Origin of the sequence: Pseudomonas brenneri, assembly GCF_007858285.1 — a bacterium.
Lineage (GTDB): Bacteria > Pseudomonadota > Gammaproteobacteria > Pseudomonadales > Pseudomonadaceae > Aquipseudomonas > Aquipseudomonas brenneri.
This window is the reverse complement of sequence record NZ_VFIL01000002.1, coordinates 359,548-377,241: the sequence shown is the minus strand read 5'-3', so window position 1 is coordinate 377,241 and position 17,694 is coordinate 359,548. Positions and strand designations below refer to the sequence as shown.

Below are 17,694 nucleotides of genomic sequence, written 5' to 3'. Positions count from 1 at the left end.
GCCCGCTCGCTCCTACGGCATTATTGGGAGTTACACATTTATCAGGAGGCTCCGACAGGGACTCGTTAGTTAACGCAGACCTCAGGCATTAGTTATATATATTTCACATCTGAATAACGAAACCCCAACACACTTAACACTTAAAAATTGCTCAGCATTTTGAACTTTTATTCTCCACCACAAAGGATACGCTAATAATTAAAACCCTCTACGAGTTTAACTTAATGCCAAAACATTCAATCCCATCCAGTACGCCTGCAACGCCCTATAAAGGCCCGCATTATGATCTGATCAAACAAAAAATCCCGGACTGGCTATCCACAACTTCCCTGGCGAGAGTCAGTCAGTTAAACAATGCGGTCCTTTCTCGACCGGCCTGGCATACCAGCGCCACGCCCGACCAGCATCAAGCCCTCAAGACTGCCAATGTCGAGGGCTGGCGTGCGCAAAACGCCGTAGACCAGCAACTGAGCAACGTGCAGGATGCGTATGCCTTTGCCGAACCGCTGTTGAAAAAGGCCATTCAGGACAAGTACCAACTCGACCTGGACGTCAAGACAACCTTCCTGAACCTGTACATCCCCAAAATGCTGCCCAGGTACGCCTTCAATATCGCCCAGGGGGTGACTTCGCGAAAAGTGTCCCTGCTGGACGCCGCGTTGCATAACTTTGCCGATAGCGAAACGTTTGAAGACAACTCCTGTTACATCAGCCAGCCTGACTATCGCGGTCACTTCACCATCAAACCGTTAACCGACGCGATGTCCATCGACCAGTTCAAAGCGCTGTGTCGTGAACTGGACCTCGGCGCCCGGTACCAACAACACTTGAACACCCATCTGCTGCCGACGAACCTCACTGCCCGCGCGAAATTGAAGAAGCAGGTCACCGCCAGCCAGAAAGCCACGCTCATGGCCGCAGTGCAACTGGCCTGCCTGAAAACCGATGCGCAACAGGTGCCGGACCTGGGGATGGCCACCTACCATGTGTTGATGCGCGCGTTACGCGGTGAACGAGGCGTCATGCAGTTCTACCAACTGAGCATTCTGGAGACGGCGCTGAGCGGTATTCTGCTGATTGCAGCAGACCCGGATCAGGCCACCAGCGAGTCGAAAGTGATCGCCTACATACCCCATGACCCAGAGAACCCCGTCAAGGAGTACAACTCGATCCCTGCGTTCATGCGCGACCTGACCCGCAAACTGCAAGCCAACGCGCCCATCCCTTCTCGTCAGCAACAGACTTACCAGCAGTTCTTCAGTCAGTTTGTCGATCATGCCCAACGCGGGCATTTCTTTGCCGGGCTGGATCAACGGCTGTGCACGCTCCAGGGGGGCCAGAAAGTCCCACAGGACGATCCCAAGCTGCGGTCCTCCTCACGCAGAATCGAGGGTGACCTGTGGGAATACCTCTACCAGCAATCCTTCAACAAGATCCTTAACGATGGACGAAGCATCGCCATCTCCACGGCCGATACCGACAGCGCACAACGTTGGGCCTGGTGGGATAACTTTACAAAAATCCTCTCGGATATTTTTAACGCGGCCCTGATGGTCATCACCCCGTTCGTGCCGGGCCTGGGCGAGTTGATGCTGGTCTACACCGCCCTCCAACTGGCCAACGACGTGCTCGAAGGGATTGTCGACCTGGCGGAGGGGCAGGTCATAGAAGGCGCTGAGCACTTCATCGGCGTGGCGACCGATTTGATCCAACTGGCAATCTTCGCCGAGGGTGGAGAAGTTGTGAGCGTCTTCAAACGCTCCTCCTTCGTCGATGGCCTGCGGGCAGTCAAGGTGGGGGATCAACAACGCTTGTGGAACCCTGACCTTGCACCTTATGCCAAGAAAGACCTGCAGTTACCGAGCGACTCGCGTCCCGATGAGCTGGGCCTGCATTCACACCAGGAGCAAAAAATCCTGCCCTTGGATGACCAGCACTACGTCGTCGAACACGAAGAAATCTCTAATACTTACCGGATCAAACACCCCACCCGTCCCGAGGCCTATTCACCCACGCTCGACCATAACGGCAGTGGCGCCTGGGCCCATGAGGGGGAGAACCCGAACACCTGGGACAGCGAAACCTTACGCCGCCGCCTCGGGCCCGTGGTCAAGGGTCTCTCCCCCGCTCAACTCGAACAAGCCTGTGAAACCAGCGGCACCCATGACGGCGCCTTGCGCATGATGTACGCCAACCGCGATACCCCACCGCCCCTGCTGGCCGATAGTCTCAAGCGCATGAAGCTACGCGGGGAACTCGAACGCATGCCAGAAAAAATCCGCACCGGGGCCACGACTGAGCTGCCAACCAACTGGTCGGCGCAAACCACCAGTGAACGTGCGGGTTGGCCGTCGAACAAAGCCATCAAGGTGTTTATAAGTGACGACTTGGTGGGTAACGCCATGCCTTACGGGGCCCAGGACGCCACGGAGGCCAACACCCTCAAGATCAGTCACCGGGACGTGGAAGCGGGCAAATTGCCCGAGCAACTCGTCGCCTTTTTGAGTGAAACAGAGCTCGCTACCCTGCTGTCCACCCCCGTACCTGAAACCCCGGCCGGACGAATCAAGGCCCTGCGCGATCTGCTGGCCGATGCCCTGATGCAGGAAAAAACTGCCGTATTCAGCCACCTTTACAGCACCCGAGAGGTTATCGACACGCCTCATGGCCGGCTGATTCAACAGCAGTTCCCGCAATTGCCCAAAGACCTGGTGGCGACACTGCTGCTACGCATTTCGCCGCAAGAACTGACAATAATGAGCAGCGAACAACGAATCCCTCTGCGCCTGAAAAACCTGGCCCGGGAACTGGCCAACGAAGTCCGCGCCAGCCACGCGGCTGAAGGGTTCTACAACGACGATTTGCTGACAGCGGATACCGAGCGCATGGCGCTCAATATCGTGCGTTTGCACACCGATGCCCTGGGTGACTTGAACATTGCCATTCATGAGCAATCCCCCAACGGCGCCTTGCGTTGCCAGGTGGGACCTGCAGACGCCGGCACGAAAAAAATACTCGTGTACAAGAGCCCCGGGCGCTACCAGATCTACGATGCCGAACCCTCTGCCTCCCAGGCGCAATACAGCTTCTACGAGGCGCTGTTGCGTGCTACCCCCGCGAACACACTCGACTACCTGCCGGGCCAGGGAGGCATATTCAAGGCATGGCTCATCGAGCAACTTGAACCCTTGGCCGAACGCCGCAAGGTGCTGGAGGAACCCACTCGCCGCCAGGCCGATGACCGCACGACACAACGCTTACTGCAAAAACCCATGCTCGGGGCCTTCCGCCGCTTACTTCGGAGAAATCCACCGAGGCAGCCACCCACGCTCAAAGAAACACTGACCCAACTGTGCCCCCGTTTGAGCGAGGAACAGATACAGAAAGTGATGCCCTACCTGAGCACGCCGGAGGGGGAACAGTTGCTGAAAACGCTGATAACCGACCGAGCGACGCTGGACGAAGACATGGACATATTTCGCAGAGAAAAACCAGCACTCATCAGGGCAAGCGCCACGATAACGCTGAATGAAAAACTCATGCGAGACCTGATCATCGATGAACTGAAAACCTGCTGGGCAGAAGGCGCCTACCAGCGCATGCTCCCCCCTGAGCCCAGACCACGCGGTACGTTGCTGGACTTGAGCGAGCTGGTCCTGGGTCGCTACATACGTCGCCTGGCGCCGCTGAGGGCAAACTTCAGCCATGTCACACGACTGAACCTGGGCGGTACGCGGTTAAGTGATGGGGATACGGGCTTTCTCGACAATTTCCCCAACCTGCGCGCCCTGGACCTGTCAGACAATGGCCTGGGGGAGGTACCGTCACGACTGCAGAACATGAAAAGCCTGACCGCTCTGAACCTGAGCGAAAACTCAATCGTATGGTTACCCTCCGACTATCAGACCCTTGAACAATGCTCATATCTGCGCTCATTGAACCTGGAAGGTAACCGCCTCCTGGAAGTCCCGCCGAACATCAACCAGATGCTGGATCTGCGGCTACTGGTACTGCGCAGAACCAACATTACCCAATGGCCGGTCGGACTGGACAGCCCAAGACGCTCCATCCCGACGCTGGACCTGAGCAACACCCAGGTCAAGACCGTTCCCGCGTTCGCCCAGGGCTCTATAGGCGCTCAAATAGTGGCCAACAGTTGGGTGGATCGCACAAAGCTTGGGCGCCTGGATGAAGACCTGTTTGTCAGCTATCGCCGTGCCTTCGGTATCGACCCTTACCGCACCGCACCACGAGGGGGCAGCGCCGACAGAGAATACTGGCTGCTTGGCCCGACAGAAGCCGATAACCTCTTCTTTGCAACGGTTTGGGATGATGTCGAAAAGGAGCACGGCTCCCAGGGTTTCTTCGATGTCCTCAAACTGTTGCAACCGCCTGAGGCGTTCCAGACGGATATCGATGAGCTGTTGTTTCAACGAGGCCGGGGTAACCTCTCTGTTCGCGTCTGGCAACTACTGTTTGCTGTAGATGAAAACCCACAATTTCGCGACCGGATGTTCAGTCTGGCCGGTGCCCCCGCCAACTGTGCAGACGCCGGCGCTCATATTTTCAACCGCATGGGCGTCGAAACCCTGCTGGAAAACATCCGCAAAGATGACTCCCCGCAAGGCCTATCGACCCGCGAAAAGAAACTGGTAACGCTAGCCAGGCAATCCTGGCGCCTGGAACGGGTCAACCAACTCGCCCACCAAGAAATCCAGCATCGTGTAGCCCCAGAGAGTGAGGGTGGGCTGGGGCAGACATTCGGCCTCGGTGAAAACACCGTCGACGACGTGCAGGTGTACCTCGCCTACCAGACCGGACTCAAGACGCGCCTCGACCTGCCGTGGCTATCCGAGCACATGGTCTACCGCAACACAGCCAATGTGACGCAAGCGCATCTCGACCAAGCGGCGGCCAGTATCACCGAGCAAGAGCAAGGCGATGGCCTGGTGAACGGCCTGCTTGAACAACCGTTCTGGAGCGACTACCTGCAAGACGCGCACCTGGAAGAGTTCAACACCCAACGTGAGAAACGCAACAACGCCGGCAGTCAACTGGAGGACTTGCTGGACGCTCAAAAGGAATGGGCTAGCCCGCAAGTGACACCTGAGCGTAAAGCTGAACTGCGCGAACAACTCATCACACTGGCCAATGAGCTGGTTATCCCGCACATCGTGGTGCTCACCGAACAGCCGTTATCGGACGCTACCGTGCGTAAGCTCTACGACGATATTCAGCATGATTACAATGAGCTGGGCCGGCAATTGACACGCCAGGCACTGAAAAACGCAGGCCTGTAACACCCGCCCGGAGGCATATGTAACACTCAAAAGAGCCAATGCCGATCAGTTAAGCGGACGAGACCTCCTGTAGGAGCGAGCTTGCTCGCGAAACACTCAAGGACAGCGTGTACATTCAGGAAGCACGCCTAATCGTTGACGTTTTTCGCGAGCAAGCTCGCTCCTACAAAAAAGCAAAAACTGCAGGCTTCATGTTTAGACCTCAGAGTCCCAGACCGCGGTCACCACGCCCGAATAGGTACTGCCTGGCCGGCTGAGCATCTCGCGCATGTCATCACTGAGCACTTCAAAGTGCAGGATGCCGGGGCGGTCATTCACGTAAAACAGCGGCTGGAACAGCTCGGTGCCCGTGCCATCCAGCCGCAGGGGGCGTTTGCGCACCGCCTGGTCGCCTTGCCCGTCGATGCCACCTGGCAGCGTCACGGCAACCTGCACCGGCACCTCATCACCGTTGCCGTTGCGCAAGCCACAGGTGTTGCCCATGACAATCGAGCATTCCAACTGCATCTTGAACCGTGAACTGGCGGCGATACGAAAGGTCTGGTCGCGGTACAGCCGGGTCGGCGTACGCCCCCGATCAAGCCAGGCTTGCCAGCCGCCTTCGGGGAGTAACTCGATACGATTGCCGCCGGGCGTAATATCGACCTTGAGCGCGTGCTCCACGCTCAGGGTAAAGTTGAAGGTAATGGCGTTTTTCGAGGGGACTATGACGTCGCCAAAATCATAATCAGCACCTGGCCCTATGCTGTAGGTGATGCCGCCAACGTACTGGCCGCTGGACATTCCCAATGGATTGGGGGTCCTGAGTTCGTAGGCGTACTCCATGGTATTAAAGGTCATGGAGGCCAGGTCTTGCGATGGTTGACGACTGCAAGGCCCAGCATTTTCAGGGGTCAGCCAAAAAAACGAAGCGAAGTTGACACCTGCCGCCAGATGCCCGGTGCTTTGGCATGGGGCTGGAGCATTCGTCCATCGTCCCTGCCAAGAAAAACCGGGCTGCGCCCAGGCAGACACGCCCGGTGGCCTGGGCACAGTCCATAACGAGCCAATCCCGGCGATCCGCAGTTGCACCGTCTCGGTTTCGCCAGTGACGGTATGGGTCACCTGCAGGTCGCGCCAATCGGACGGCACCTTGACCATGAAGCCCTGTCGCTCATCCTCGTGATTGGCCATGATCCGCGCATTGGCAGCCAATCTGAAGTTAGTGTCCCGGAGGCTGAAAATATTCAATGCCTTGCACCTGGCCGGGATGTGCGCCGCACAGATCGTACTGATCGGCGTGGTGTTCTCGAATCTGTTCAACATCGGGTTACTGGCATCCGGCCGGAACCGCGCCGTGATCTCCTGAGTGGCCTGTGCCGACGAACTGAACAACAGCGCCGCGCCCATCGCCCCCATCTGTATGATCAATGTATTGATGCGTTTCATTGTGAAAGGTCTCGTCATTGCACTTAACCTGCGGTCTGAGTGCCGCAAGTGTTTTCAGCCAAGGTGTCCGGCGTGTAGCGCAGGTCACCGATCATCAGCACGTCGTTTTCGTTGGCCGCCGAGGTTTGAGCGAACAGCAGGCCTTTGCCCAATCCCTGGGCCTGACACGCAAGAGGGCCCTGCTCACGGTGCCAAAAAATCAAACACGAGGTGCACCGTGCCGTAATACTCGCCGCCGTTATAACCACCCGGGGGCTCGATCGCCGAGATGTCCAGCTCGGCCCGGGTGCCGACGCGCGCCACCTCGGCGTTGACCACCTCCGTCGCGTCCAGGGTCAAGGGGATACGGTTGAACAGCACCTGCAAATCGATGCGCCCCTGCCCGTTGTTGGACAGGTACGGCGTATCCCCCAACCGGGCAGCGACACCGCCATGGAGGTTCTTCACATCGAAGTTCTTGCGCAAATGGCTGAGCTGGGACGTCACCAGGTTCCAGGCCAACAGCTGGTCCTGGCCCATCCAGTCTGGCTCGGACGGCAGCACATAGGCCTCATGGACCGGAATGGTCACCGACACATCAAAGGAATGGCGCTCCTGGATCGCTCCAGCCTGGGTGCCCGACAGCATCAAGGCCGCCAGCACACCGAGTCTTGTCAGTTGCTTGAACATCATGATCACCCGTTATTGTTCCCGACCTTCATCGGCTTTTTGACCTGCCCTTCGACCAGCACGAAGCTGTAACGCCGGTCCGGCTTCTTCTCGAACGTCAACTGACGCCCCGGAAGGATGTGGTGCTTGGTGGTGGGCACGCAGTCAGCCGCACTGGTCGCCGAACAGTCGTAAAACTCGTCGAGCACCACCACACTGTTGCCGGCGTTACGCAGTTGGTACTCGCTGCTCGTTTCATTGATTTGGGTATCGAAACGGGTGTGCTTGGGGCGCACGAAAAACACCGTGCCGTAGCCGGCCATCACGTTGATCCCGGCAGCCAGATGGTCTTTGTATTCGGCCCGCTCTTCGTCGCTGATACCAAAGTTGTCGTCTTTCTCCGGCACCACCGGGATGAAGCGCAGGCGGAAATAACGCTCTGTGTCCCGCGCGCCCATGTACAACAGTCGGGTGCCCTGACGTCCGTTCGCCGGCACGATCATCCGTGCGGGACTGGCCATCAGCCCGTCGCGGCTGGTGGTGTTGCCCTTGCCATCGGTCATCGAGGCGACAGGCACTTCCCGGGTGGTGCCGTCTGCGTTGTAGAGGATCTCCAGCACATTGACCTTGATGAACGCGGTGCTGGTGCCGCCATTGAACACGCGCTTGAGGTAAGAACTGCGATCACCTTCCAGGTAGTCGTACACCACCCCGACATTGATCAACGGCCCGGCGTGGGCCGTCAGCGACATCAGGCACAACCCGATCCATAACACTGCATGCTTCATGTTTACTTCACCTCATTGATTGAACGCGGCGCGCCTGGGCAAAAGTACCCGGCCGCCGGTGTTGTAGGGCCGGCCTAGACCTCGGAGTCCCAGCCCACGGTCACCACGCCCGAATAGGTACTGCCTGGCCGGCTGAGCATCTCGCGCATGTCATCACTGAGCACTTCAAAGTGCAGGGTGCCGGGGCGGTCATTCACGTAAAACAGCGGCTGGAACAACTCAGTGCCCGTGCCATCCAGCCGCAGGGGGCGTTTGCGCACCGCCTGGTCGTCCTGGCCGTCGATGCCGCCGGGCAGGGTCACGGCCACCTGCACCGGCACTTCATCGCCCGTGCCGTTGCGCAAGCCACAGGTGTTGCCCATGACAATCGAGCACTCCAACTGCATCTTGAACCGTGAACTGGCGGCGATACGAAAGGTCTGGTCGCGGTACAGCCGGGTCGGCGTACGCCCCCGATCAAGCCAGGCTTGCCAGCCGCCTTCGGGGAGTAACTCGATACGATTGCCGCCGGGCGGAATATCGACCTTGAGCGCGTGTTCCACGCTCAGGACAAAGTTGAGGGCTACCGTGTTGATGCTGGGGATCAGCACATCCCCCATATCAAAGTCCATCCCCCGCCCAATGGAATAAGACAGCGAGCCACGGTACTCACCGGCGCGCATATTCAGCGGGTTGGGGGTACGCAGTTCATACACATAGTCAATGCCACTCCAACGGAAGTAAGGAATCGTCACCGACGGCGTTCTTGCGCAAGCCCCGGCACCCTCGGGTACCAGCCAGAAAAACTGGGCAAAAGAGGCACCCGCCAACATGAAATTGGTACTCATGCAGGGGGCGGGAGCCGATTGCCACATTGATTGCCAGGTAGCCCCAGGCCGGGCCCAGGCACTCACCCCGGGTGGACGAGAAAGGTTCCAACTACCACCGATACCGGCAATGCGTATCTGGACGACTTCCGTCTCACCTAGGCTGTTGCGCACCTCCACATCCCGCCAATCTGAAGGCAGGGTGAGCATGAAACCCTGCCGCGGGTTTTCATGATTAGCTTCAATCGCCTGCTCGGTAACGAACGAAAGCTCTGGAAGCCTCAGGCTGAAAATACCCAACGCCTTGCAACGTGCAGGCATGAAGGAGGCGCAGACACCCGCTTGGGGCGTTTTATTCTCAAAGCGGTTGACCATCGGGTTAGACGGATCCGGGACAAACGTCGCCCGGATCTCCTGAACCGCAGCCTGCGCCGACGAACTGAACAACAGCGCCGCCCCCATCTGTATGATCAATGTCTTGACGCGTTTCATCGTGAAGAGTCTCGTCATTGCACTTAACCGGCGCTCTGAGTGCTGGAAGTGTTTTCAGCCAGGGTGTCCGGTGTGCAGCGCAGGTCACCGATCATCAGCACGTCGTTTTCATTGGCGGTCGTGGCCGGATCCAGGCGGAACTGGCAGAGCAACTGGTTCTGGTATCGCACTTCCAGGGTCGGTGAACTGGCGCTCATTTCCATGGAGAAGAACCCATCCACTTCGCTCACCCCACGGCTGGCGTGGTTGATCACGTGGTGCCCCTTGAGCGGCTGCCCTTGGGCATCGAGCAGGCGCCCGAGCACGCTGACGGTTTTCATCACGGTGATTTTCCGGTAGTCCACCCCGCCCTTGTTCAGGTGATAGGTGGTGCGCGCCGGCTGGATGTTCGCGGCCGGTGGGTGGTTGCCTTCAAAGTCGAAGTTGACGGTGCTGCTCTTGTAGGCCGACACCGGCACAAAGTTGCGCCCCGGTCGCAGCAGCGCACCGCCGCCGTTGAAGTCATCGGCCCGCAGGGCAAGGCTGTCCAGATCGGTTTCGACATCGATGATCATGCCCGCGCCATTGCTCTGGTACTGGCTGGTCAGCAGCATCTTGTCGGCGCCGGCAACAAAGGTGCTGTGCAGGTTCAAACCACCGGTGAAGTTGCCGTTGAACGAACTGCGCTGGACAAAACCATCACCGCTGACAACGTCGGTGTCGAAACTGGCCATGCTCGACAAACCGGCGCCATAGGTGTCGGTGATCGCCGTAACCGAGACGCTTTGCAACAGGTGGTCGGTGAGGTCCTGGCGGTAGGTGACCGAAGCGTTGTTGTCGCGACCGCCATCACGGGCAGTACGGGTGCCGATGCTGCCGGAAATCTGCCGGCCATCACTCCCCAGGGCCAGGCTCAAGCTGATATCGACGCCACGGTTGCGCTGATCATCGGTACCGGCGTTACCGGGACGATCGAACACCGAGAAACGCCAATTGGCATCGCTGCCCATCACAGTGTCGCGGCGGCTCCAGCCCAGGTCCAGCCCGGCACCTTCGGCGTTGCCTTCGCTGTGGGAGAGTCGCAGGTTCCACGAATTTTTCGCATCGACCCGATGGTTGACGGAGACCGCCGAGTTGCTGGTTTGGCCCACGAAGGTATTGCGCCGCAGGCGTGTACCGTCGGGCAGGGTTTCGTAGGTGTCGCGGGTGTCGAGCCAGCTGCGGTTATGGCTCAATACCAGGTTGGTGGCGCCGAAGGTATAGAGCCCCTGCAGGTCCATGCCGGTGCCGTGTTCCTTGGTCTGATAGAGGTTGGTGTAAAGGCTGGTGTTGTTGGCAACGGTCCAGTCGACCGAGCCGCCATATTGCAGTTGCTCGCGCACTTCGCGTGCCGACAGGCCGAGAATCACCCGTGGGTGCACCAGGTAGTTGACGGAAGCGCCGGCGGTCATTGCACCTGTGGACTGTTCGTCCCAGTTGCTGAACAACTTGGTTTCACGCCCGGCGAATACGTTATAGCGCCAGCGGTCATCGACGTTGCGCCAGTTACTGGGTTTGTAGACCAGTTCCTGGGTGGTGCTGACGGTCAGGCCGTCTTCCACCAGGCGCACTTCTACTTCGTAGATACCGCCAGGCAAGGGGCGCGTGTCCAACGTCTGCAAACCGGCCGACACGGCCTGGGTATTGATCAACAGGCCATTGCGGTAAATCTCCACGGCGGCCTGGCGATTGGCAGTGACGTAGATCGGGTAAACACTGGCCTTGGCATTGTTGATGGCCAGGCTGTCAGAGCTGCCATACATGACGCCCAGGGCCGTATCGGGGCTGGTACCAAAGCTGCGTAACTGACGCGTCAGGCCATCGGAATTGGGGGTGAAATGGCCCAGGCGCAGAAACTGGCCTTCCAGTTCACGCTGGGTATACAGCTCGTGGATCGCGTGGCGCAGTTGTTCTTCGTCGCCACTCTGGCGAGCCAGTTGCAGGTTGAACACTTGGGTCCAGTTGCCCAGGCTGGCGCTGGCCTGCAAACCGTAACGTCCGCCCAGGTCTTCGTCCTGACCGCCGTTGAGGTTGAGCTGGTTGTTGATGATCAAGCCACGGCTGCCGCCATCGGGCTGTGGGTAGTAGCGCGGGGCGTCACTGGCGTGTTCGACGTTTTGGGTGATGATCGACAGCTGGGAGTTTTCAAGGTTGTAGTGCATGGATACCAGTTGCTGCGGGCAGGACTGGGTACACGAACCAAGGGCTATGCCCTTTTCCAGCGCCGACTGCCAGGTATCGCGCGTCGCGGCAGGAACCTTGCTCTCGCCTGGATCGGTAAATTCCAGCAGGGTCACACGCTCATCCTGCGACAAGACAATCAGCGCCTCCCCCAACAGTTGCTGATCCAGCTCAACCCGTACCGCCAGTGGCACGTCGAAAAAATGATCACTGAACCCGGCAGGCAAACCCTGGGCCTGGGTCAGCAGGTTGGTCGACGTCACAGCGCCGAGCGTCGGCGCGGCCAAGGCACTCGTACACACCAAAAGCGCAAGCGCAATCGCGATGGGCATCATCGGGAACATGAAAGAAATACTCTGAGGGCCAAGAGACAAGATGAAAACCAGGCCAGCCACTGGGGAAAATCAGCCGGCCTGAACGCAAATGCCCGCAGGCACAAAGGCCTTACGGGCACTCACACCATCAAGGTGCTGGTGTTGGCAGCACCGCGTCGAACACCAGCGCCACAGCAGAGGTGTACGCCCCACGCTGGGTGGCCGAAGGCTTGGCAGCCGTGATGCGCAATTCCGCCCCGACACCTGGGGTGGAATCAGCGTCGTTCACCACTTCGGTTGGCGTACCGGTCAGGGTGACGCCATGCAGGGTGGTGGTCAGTGGGATGTTCTGCGCTGGGGTACCGTTGAACAACACCGCCGGGCCACCTTCGATGTAGGCGTGAACCGAGCCGTTGGTGTTTTTCAGGTCGTAGATAGCAGTAAGAGGAGTCAGCTCACCGCTGACCAAGTTGTAGTTCATGGTTTCGTCCCGACCGAAGTTCGGGTCACGGGGTTGGGCGTGAAACACAGTAGTTGGGATATTTGCCTTGAGATTGACGGTATGGCTGGCCTCACCGGCGGCAAACACTACCGAGGAACTCAGTGCCATAAGAGCCAGGGGAGCAGCAATCGCAAACTTCTTGAACATGGTCGATACCTGTTTCATTTTGGGCATTGGATTGAACCACTGAAAGTTGACTTAACCTCAACTGACAATGAGAGCCGTTACCGCCCGCGAAGGAGCAGCACAACACCCGAGCAATAATCCACCAACTTAGAATGCAAGTATGCAATCCACTTCCCACAACTTCGTAGCCGATAAATAAATATACCGCAGGAAAAACATGGCACTTTGCCAAAACTTCAACACTAGCTGTAAGATTTGGACTACACGATTATCAATACAACTTATTAGTTGAATATTCCGTAAGAACGATACCACAACCCCAATTAAACCATCGAGCACCAGAAGCAAAATTAGAGCGCCTACTCAAGTTAACGGCCATAAACCGAAATACGTAAATTTGCATTACGTTATTTGTGAATCCATCCATGGCTCTGCTGCTGATGACCGTTGGTCGGGCAAGCCTACCCAGGCATTAAGATATATCTTACGTTATGTCTAAATCACACAAAGAGAGCATGACGATGAGAGACCCTCATTCCCACCGAGAACACGGTGATGGCCGCGACGGCTTCGAAAAACGCCCCGGTCGCGAACGTGGCGGCCGAGGCCCACGGGTCTTCGCCCCTGGCGACCTGAAGCTGCTGCTACCCGCGCTGATTGCCGAACAGCCTTGCCACGGCTACGACCTGATCCGCCAGATCGAAGGCCTGTTCGACGGTGCCTACAGCCCCAGCCCCGGGGTGATCTACCCCACCCTGACCTTTCTTGAAGAGAGCGAATTGATCACCGGCGATGCCGAAGGTGGCAAAAAACGCTACACAATCACCGACGCCGGACGTCTGTTCTTAAGAGAGCAAGCCATTGCCCTGGACGGTGTGCGCATGCGCATTGATGTGAGCAAACGCTCGCTACGCGGCCATGACCGGCCACCCGAAATCCACGAGGCGGTGCATAACCTGCGCCATGCCCTGCAATTGCACCACGGGCGCTGGAGCCCGGAAGAAATCACCCGTGTCGCGGCGCTGCTCAACAGTACCGCCCAAGCCATTGTGGATGGCCCGGCCGTCCAACCTGTACAGGGGAAAAACGTATGAGTACGCCTGTCATTCACCGTGTGACCCACGAGATCAAACGCCGGCGCCTGGAGGTGCTGCGCGTGGTCGACATCACCCCGCGCATGCGCCGCATCACCCTGGGTGGCGAGCAGTTGGCCGGGTTTGCCAGCCTGGGCAGCGATGACCATATCAAGCTGCTGTTCGCGCAGAATGCTGCCGAGCAGGCGGCCCTGGAAAGCCCAACCTTCAGCGTCAAGGGCGAGGGACCGCAACCGGCGATGCGTGACTACACCCCGCGCCGTATTGACTTGGGCAGCGGTGAGTTGGATATCGACTTCGTCCTGCACGGCGATGGCCCGGCCTCGACCTGGGCCGAACAGGCCAAGCCCGGCCAGCACCTGCACATTGCCGGCCCGCGCGGTTCGATGATCGTGCCGGATATCTTCGACAGCTACCTGCTGGTCGGCGACGAAACCGCCCTCCCGGCCATTGCCCGGCGCCTGGAAGAACTGCCGGCTGGGTGCAAGGTGCTGGCGGTGATCGAGATTGCCGATGAGCATGAACAACAGGCACTCGACAGTGCGGCGGATGTAGAGGTGATCTGGGTAGTGCGGGGCCGGGATGATTTGCTTGGCGCCGTGCGTGAACTGCAGGTTCCACAAGGTTCGTTGTATGCCTGGGTCGCGACAGAAACCAAGTTGTCACGCCAGGTCCGGCGGGTGCTGCTCGATGAGCACACACTCAACGATGAGTTCGTCAAGGCCGTGGGTTACTGGCGTGCCGAAGGCAGCAGCGAAGAATAAGACCCTGTGGGAGCGGGCTTGCTTGCTCCCACAGTTTTACGCTGCCCGCTTCAGGATCTTGTCCAGCCCTACTAGCGCCAACGCCACACACACAAACCCCAACAATATCCCCCCGGCATTCATGAACACCTGTGGATAACCCAGCGTCCCCACATCAATAAACGGATATGGGTACTGCCCCAGCAGATGCCCGCGCAGCAGCACATAAACGAAGTACACCAGCGGGTAAATCACCCAGTAGCCGATGTGCTTGAGGCGCAAGGTGCCCTTGGGTACCCAGAACCACCAGTAGCCCAGGAACAGCAGCGGCATCACATCGTGAAGCAATTCGTCAGCGATAAACTGCCAGCCCTCGGGGCTCCACAAATGCCGCAGCAGCAAGCTGTACGCCAGGCCTACCACAACAATGCTCACCGCAATCCCACTGCTGACCGCTGGCCGCAGGAAAAACCGGCGCCCGGCAGAAGGGCGACTCACCAGTGCATAACTCAACACCACTGCCGCCAGGGTGTTGGTCAGCACCGTGAAGAAGCTGAAGAAATTCACCAGGCCGCCTAACAGGCTGGCATCGGCCATCCAGCGCGAATAGACAATCAGGTACTGCTGAATCGCCAGGCCTGCCCAACCGGCCAGGGCTGCCCCTGCCACATAGGCCCTCATTCCAGTGGGCGTTTGGTGCGCATCAGCTTGACGTACAACCCTTCGACCTTCTCCCGCGCCCACGGCGTCTTGCGCAAGAACGTCAGGCTCGACTTGATGCTCGGGTCGTTCTTGAAGCAGCGGATGTCGATGCGCTCGGCAAGGCCTTCCCATTCGTAGTGCGCCACCAGCGCGGTGAGCACCTGCTCCAGGGTAACGCCGTGCAGTGGGTTGTTGTTCGGTGCGGTCATGCCAAGCCTTTGCCAAGAGTTGAAGAAGAAGCCGCGCACCTTAGCCGAGGTGCCTGGCCGGTGGAAGCATTGCCGTGATTGTAGCCCCACCTCCGCCCCCCTGTAGGAACGAGCTTGCTCGCGAAAATCGTCAACGATAACGCGCCAAACCTGGTTTAACGCGGCGCGCTCAGTTTTTTCGCGAGCAAGCTCGCTCCTACAGGATTTATGGAAAGTTCCACCTCCCGGCCAGAAAAGAGATGTTATATTGTAACTATAAATATCCAACTCTCTTGCTTTACCAAGGAACCTCCCGATGTCCCTCTCCCCTCTCTGGCGCCTGACCCCGCTGGCCGCTGCCCTGTTGATCGGCTCCCAGGCCCACGCCCTGGAACTGCAACCCCAAGTCATCACCGGCAACCCATTGGGCAGCCAGCAACTGGCCTCGCCCACGACGGTGCTGGAAGGCGACGACCTGACCCTGCAACAAAAAGGCAGCCTCGGCGAGACCCTGAACAAACAGCCTGGCGTGTCGTCGTCGTACTTCGGCCCAGGCGCCAGCCGCCCGATCATCCGTGGCCAGGACGGCGACCGCATTCGTATCCTGCGCAATGGCGTGGGCGCGCTGGACGCCTCGTCGCTGTCCTATGACCATGCGGTGCCGCTGGACCCGGTCAACGTCGAGCGCATCGAGATCGTGCGTGGCCCGGCCGCCTTGCTGTATGGCGGCAGCGCCATCGGTGGCGTGGTCAACACCTTCGACAACCGCATCCCCACCGAAGCCATCGAAGGCATCCACGGTGCCGGTGAACTGCGCTACGGCGGCGCCGACACCACCCGCAGCAGCGCCGGCAAGCTGGAGGCCGGCAACGGCACCTTCGCCCTGCACCTGGATGCCAGCGCCCGCGAGTTCAATGACCTGAAAATCCCAGGCTTTGCCCGCAGCCGCCATGCCCCGGAAAGCGAAAATGGCCCCGGTAAAAATGGCCGCCTGGGCAACAGCAACGGGCGCCAGGACAGCGGCGCGGTGGGCAGCTCCTACACGTGGGACGATGGTTACGCCGGGCTGTCCTACAGCAACTCCGACAGCAACTACGGCTCGCCCGCCGAACAGGACGTGCGCATCCGCATGCAGCAGGAGCACTACGCCTTCGCGTCCGAGATTCGTAACCTGCAAGGCCCGTTTACCTCGGTGAAACTCGATGCCGGCTACACCGATTACGAACACCGCGAAATCGAAGGCGGCGAAACCGGTACCACCTTCAAGAACAAAGGCTATGAAGCCCGTGTCGAAGCACGGCACCAACCTTTGGGGCCGTTCGACGGCATTGTCGGCGCGCAGGTCAGCCGCAGTGAATTCTCGGCATTGGGCGAAGAAGCCTTCGTCCCACAGACCGATACCCATGCTGGCGCGCTGTTTATCCTCGAAGAAATGCAGGCCACCGAGCGCCTGAAACTCAGCCTGGGCGCACGCCTGGAACACACCACCGTCGACCCGGACGGCAAGGGCAACGAGCGTTTCGCCAAGGCCAACAGCTCCAGCAGCTTCACCGCCGGCAGCCTGTCGTCGGGCGCGGTGTATACGCTGACGCCCATCTGGTCGCTGGCCGCGACCCTGGGCTACACCGAGCGCGCGCCGACCTTCTACGAGCTGTATGCCAACGGCGCCCACGTCGCCACCGGTACCTATGAAGTGGGCGATGCCAAGCTGTCGAAGGAAAAAGCGGTAGCCAGCGACCTGGCCCTGCGCTTTGACAATGGCACCCATAAGGGCAGCTTCGGCGTGTTCTACAGCCACTTCTCCAATTACATCGGCCTGCTGAACAGCGGCCGCACCTTGAATGATGAGGGCGAAGAAGACGCCGATGGTATCCCGGAGTACACCTACTCGGGCGTGCGCGCACGTTTCGTCGGCTTCGAAGCCCAGGACCACTGGAAACTCGGCGAAGGCGCCTACGGCAAATTCGCCCTGGAGCTGTCGGGCGACTACACCCGCGCCACCAACCTGGATACCGGCGAAGCCTTGCCGCGCATCGCCCCACTGCGCTTGAACAGCGGTTTGTTGTGGGAACTGGACCGCTGGCAGGCGCGCATTGATGTCGAGCACGCTACCGGCCAGGGCCGTGTACCGCGCAACGAAAGCGGAACCGACGGCTACACCACCTTGGGCGCCAGCGCCGGTTATCGCTTCAACCTGGGAGGCAGCCAATGGCTGGCGTTCGTCAATGGCGAGAACCTGACCAACCAGACCGTGCGTTATGCCAGCTCGATCCTGCGCGATATTGCGCCGGCTCCGGGGCGTAGTGTGCAAGTGGGCCTGCGCACGACCTTCTAACAGACACTGCGGTTCAACCCTGTGGGAGC

At 59.1% G+C, this 17,694-nt stretch carries 13 protein-coding genes; 4 read left to right on the top strand and 9 right to left on the bottom strand.

The window, feature by feature from the left end:
- Positions 1-224 precede the first annotated feature (224 nt).
- Complete coding sequence (locus tag FJD34_RS04985; RefSeq protein ID WP_090291935.1) at positions 225-5,300, top strand: NEL-type E3 ubiquitin ligase domain-containing protein; 5,076 nt, start codon at positions 225-227, stop codon at positions 5,298-5,300.
- Positions 5,301-5,495: 195 nt separating this feature from the next.
- On the opposite strand, the gene FJD34_RS04980 is transcribed toward FJD34_RS04985, so the two are convergent.
- From FJD34_RS04980 to FJD34_RS04955, 7 genes are all read right to left on the bottom strand, one after another.
- The gene (locus FJD34_RS04980; protein WP_090291936.1) at positions 5,496-6,728 is read right to left on the bottom strand and encodes a hypothetical protein; all 1,233 of its coding nucleotides are present in this window, start codon (positions 6,726-6,728) and stop codon (positions 5,496-5,498) included.
- A 23-nt stretch (positions 6,729-6,751) separates the two neighbouring features.
- Complete coding sequence (locus FJD34_RS28615) at positions 6,752-6,880, bottom strand: hypothetical protein (RefSeq protein ID WP_262975312.1); 129 nt, start codon at positions 6,878-6,880, stop codon at positions 6,752-6,754.
- A gap of 31 nt (positions 6,881-6,911) precedes the next feature.
- Complete coding sequence (locus FJD34_RS04975; RefSeq protein WP_032860151.1) at positions 6,912-7,397, bottom strand: CS1 type fimbrial major subunit; 486 nt, start codon at positions 7,395-7,397, stop codon at positions 6,912-6,914.
- Between the two features lie 5 nt (positions 7,398-7,402).
- Entirely contained in the window at positions 7,403-8,164 is a 762-nt protein-coding gene (locus FJD34_RS04970) for a pilus assembly protein (protein ID WP_032859939.1), read from the bottom strand.
- A gap of 74 nt (positions 8,165-8,238) precedes the next feature.
- A complete protein-coding gene (locus FJD34_RS28660; RefSeq protein WP_308425945.1) occupies positions 8,239-8,991 on the bottom strand; it encodes a hypothetical protein in 753 nt (250 codons plus the stop codon).
- Between the two features lie 494 nt (positions 8,992-9,485).
- Positions 9,486-12,005, bottom strand: coding sequence for a CS1-pili formation C-terminal domain-containing protein (locus FJD34_RS04960; RefSeq protein WP_065944161.1), 2,520 nt, complete (start codon positions 12,003-12,005; stop codon positions 9,486-9,488).
- A gap of 118 nt (positions 12,006-12,123) precedes the next feature.
- Entirely contained in the window at positions 12,124-12,624 is a 501-nt protein-coding gene (locus tag FJD34_RS04955; RefSeq protein WP_065944162.1) for a CS1 type fimbrial major subunit, read from the bottom strand.
- 500 nt (positions 12,625-13,124) lie between these two features.
- On the opposite strand from FJD34_RS04955, the gene FJD34_RS04950 reads away from it, so the two are divergent.
- Positions 13,125-13,697 carry a PadR family transcriptional regulator gene (locus FJD34_RS04950; RefSeq protein WP_065944163.1) on the top strand — a complete coding sequence of 191 codons (573 nt, stop codon included), beginning with the start codon at positions 13,125-13,127 and terminating at the stop codon, positions 13,695-13,697.
- Positions 13,694-14,461, top strand: a complete 768-nt coding sequence (locus FJD34_RS04945) for a siderophore-interacting protein (protein ID WP_090291940.1) — start codon at positions 13,694-13,696, stop codon at positions 14,459-14,461. Before FJD34_RS04950 ends, FJD34_RS04945 begins: the two co-directional genes overlap by 4 nt.
- A gap of 36 nt (positions 14,462-14,497) precedes the next feature.
- Here FJD34_RS04945 and FJD34_RS04940 read toward each other — a convergent pair whose 3' ends face one another.
- Both FJD34_RS04940 and FJD34_RS04935 read right to left on the bottom strand, forming a co-directional pair.
- Positions 14,498-15,121, bottom strand: a complete 624-nt coding sequence (locus FJD34_RS04940; RefSeq protein ID WP_065944165.1) for a Pr6Pr family membrane protein — start codon at positions 15,119-15,121, stop codon at positions 14,498-14,500.
- Positions 15,118-15,351 carry a VF530 family protein gene (locus FJD34_RS04935; protein ID WP_032859946.1) on the bottom strand — a complete coding sequence of 78 codons (234 nt, stop codon included), beginning with the start codon at positions 15,349-15,351 and terminating at the stop codon, positions 15,118-15,120. The genes FJD34_RS04940 and FJD34_RS04935 overlap by 4 nt, the downstream gene beginning before the upstream one ends.
- A gap of 295 nt (positions 15,352-15,646) precedes the next feature.
- Between FJD34_RS04935 and FJD34_RS04930 the strand changes: the two genes are divergently transcribed.
- On the top strand, positions 15,647-17,665 hold the full coding sequence (locus tag FJD34_RS04930; protein ID WP_032859947.1) for a TonB-dependent receptor: 2,019 nt from the start codon (positions 15,647-15,649) through the stop codon (positions 17,663-17,665).
- The last annotated feature ends 29 nt before the right edge of the window (positions 17,666-17,694 follow it).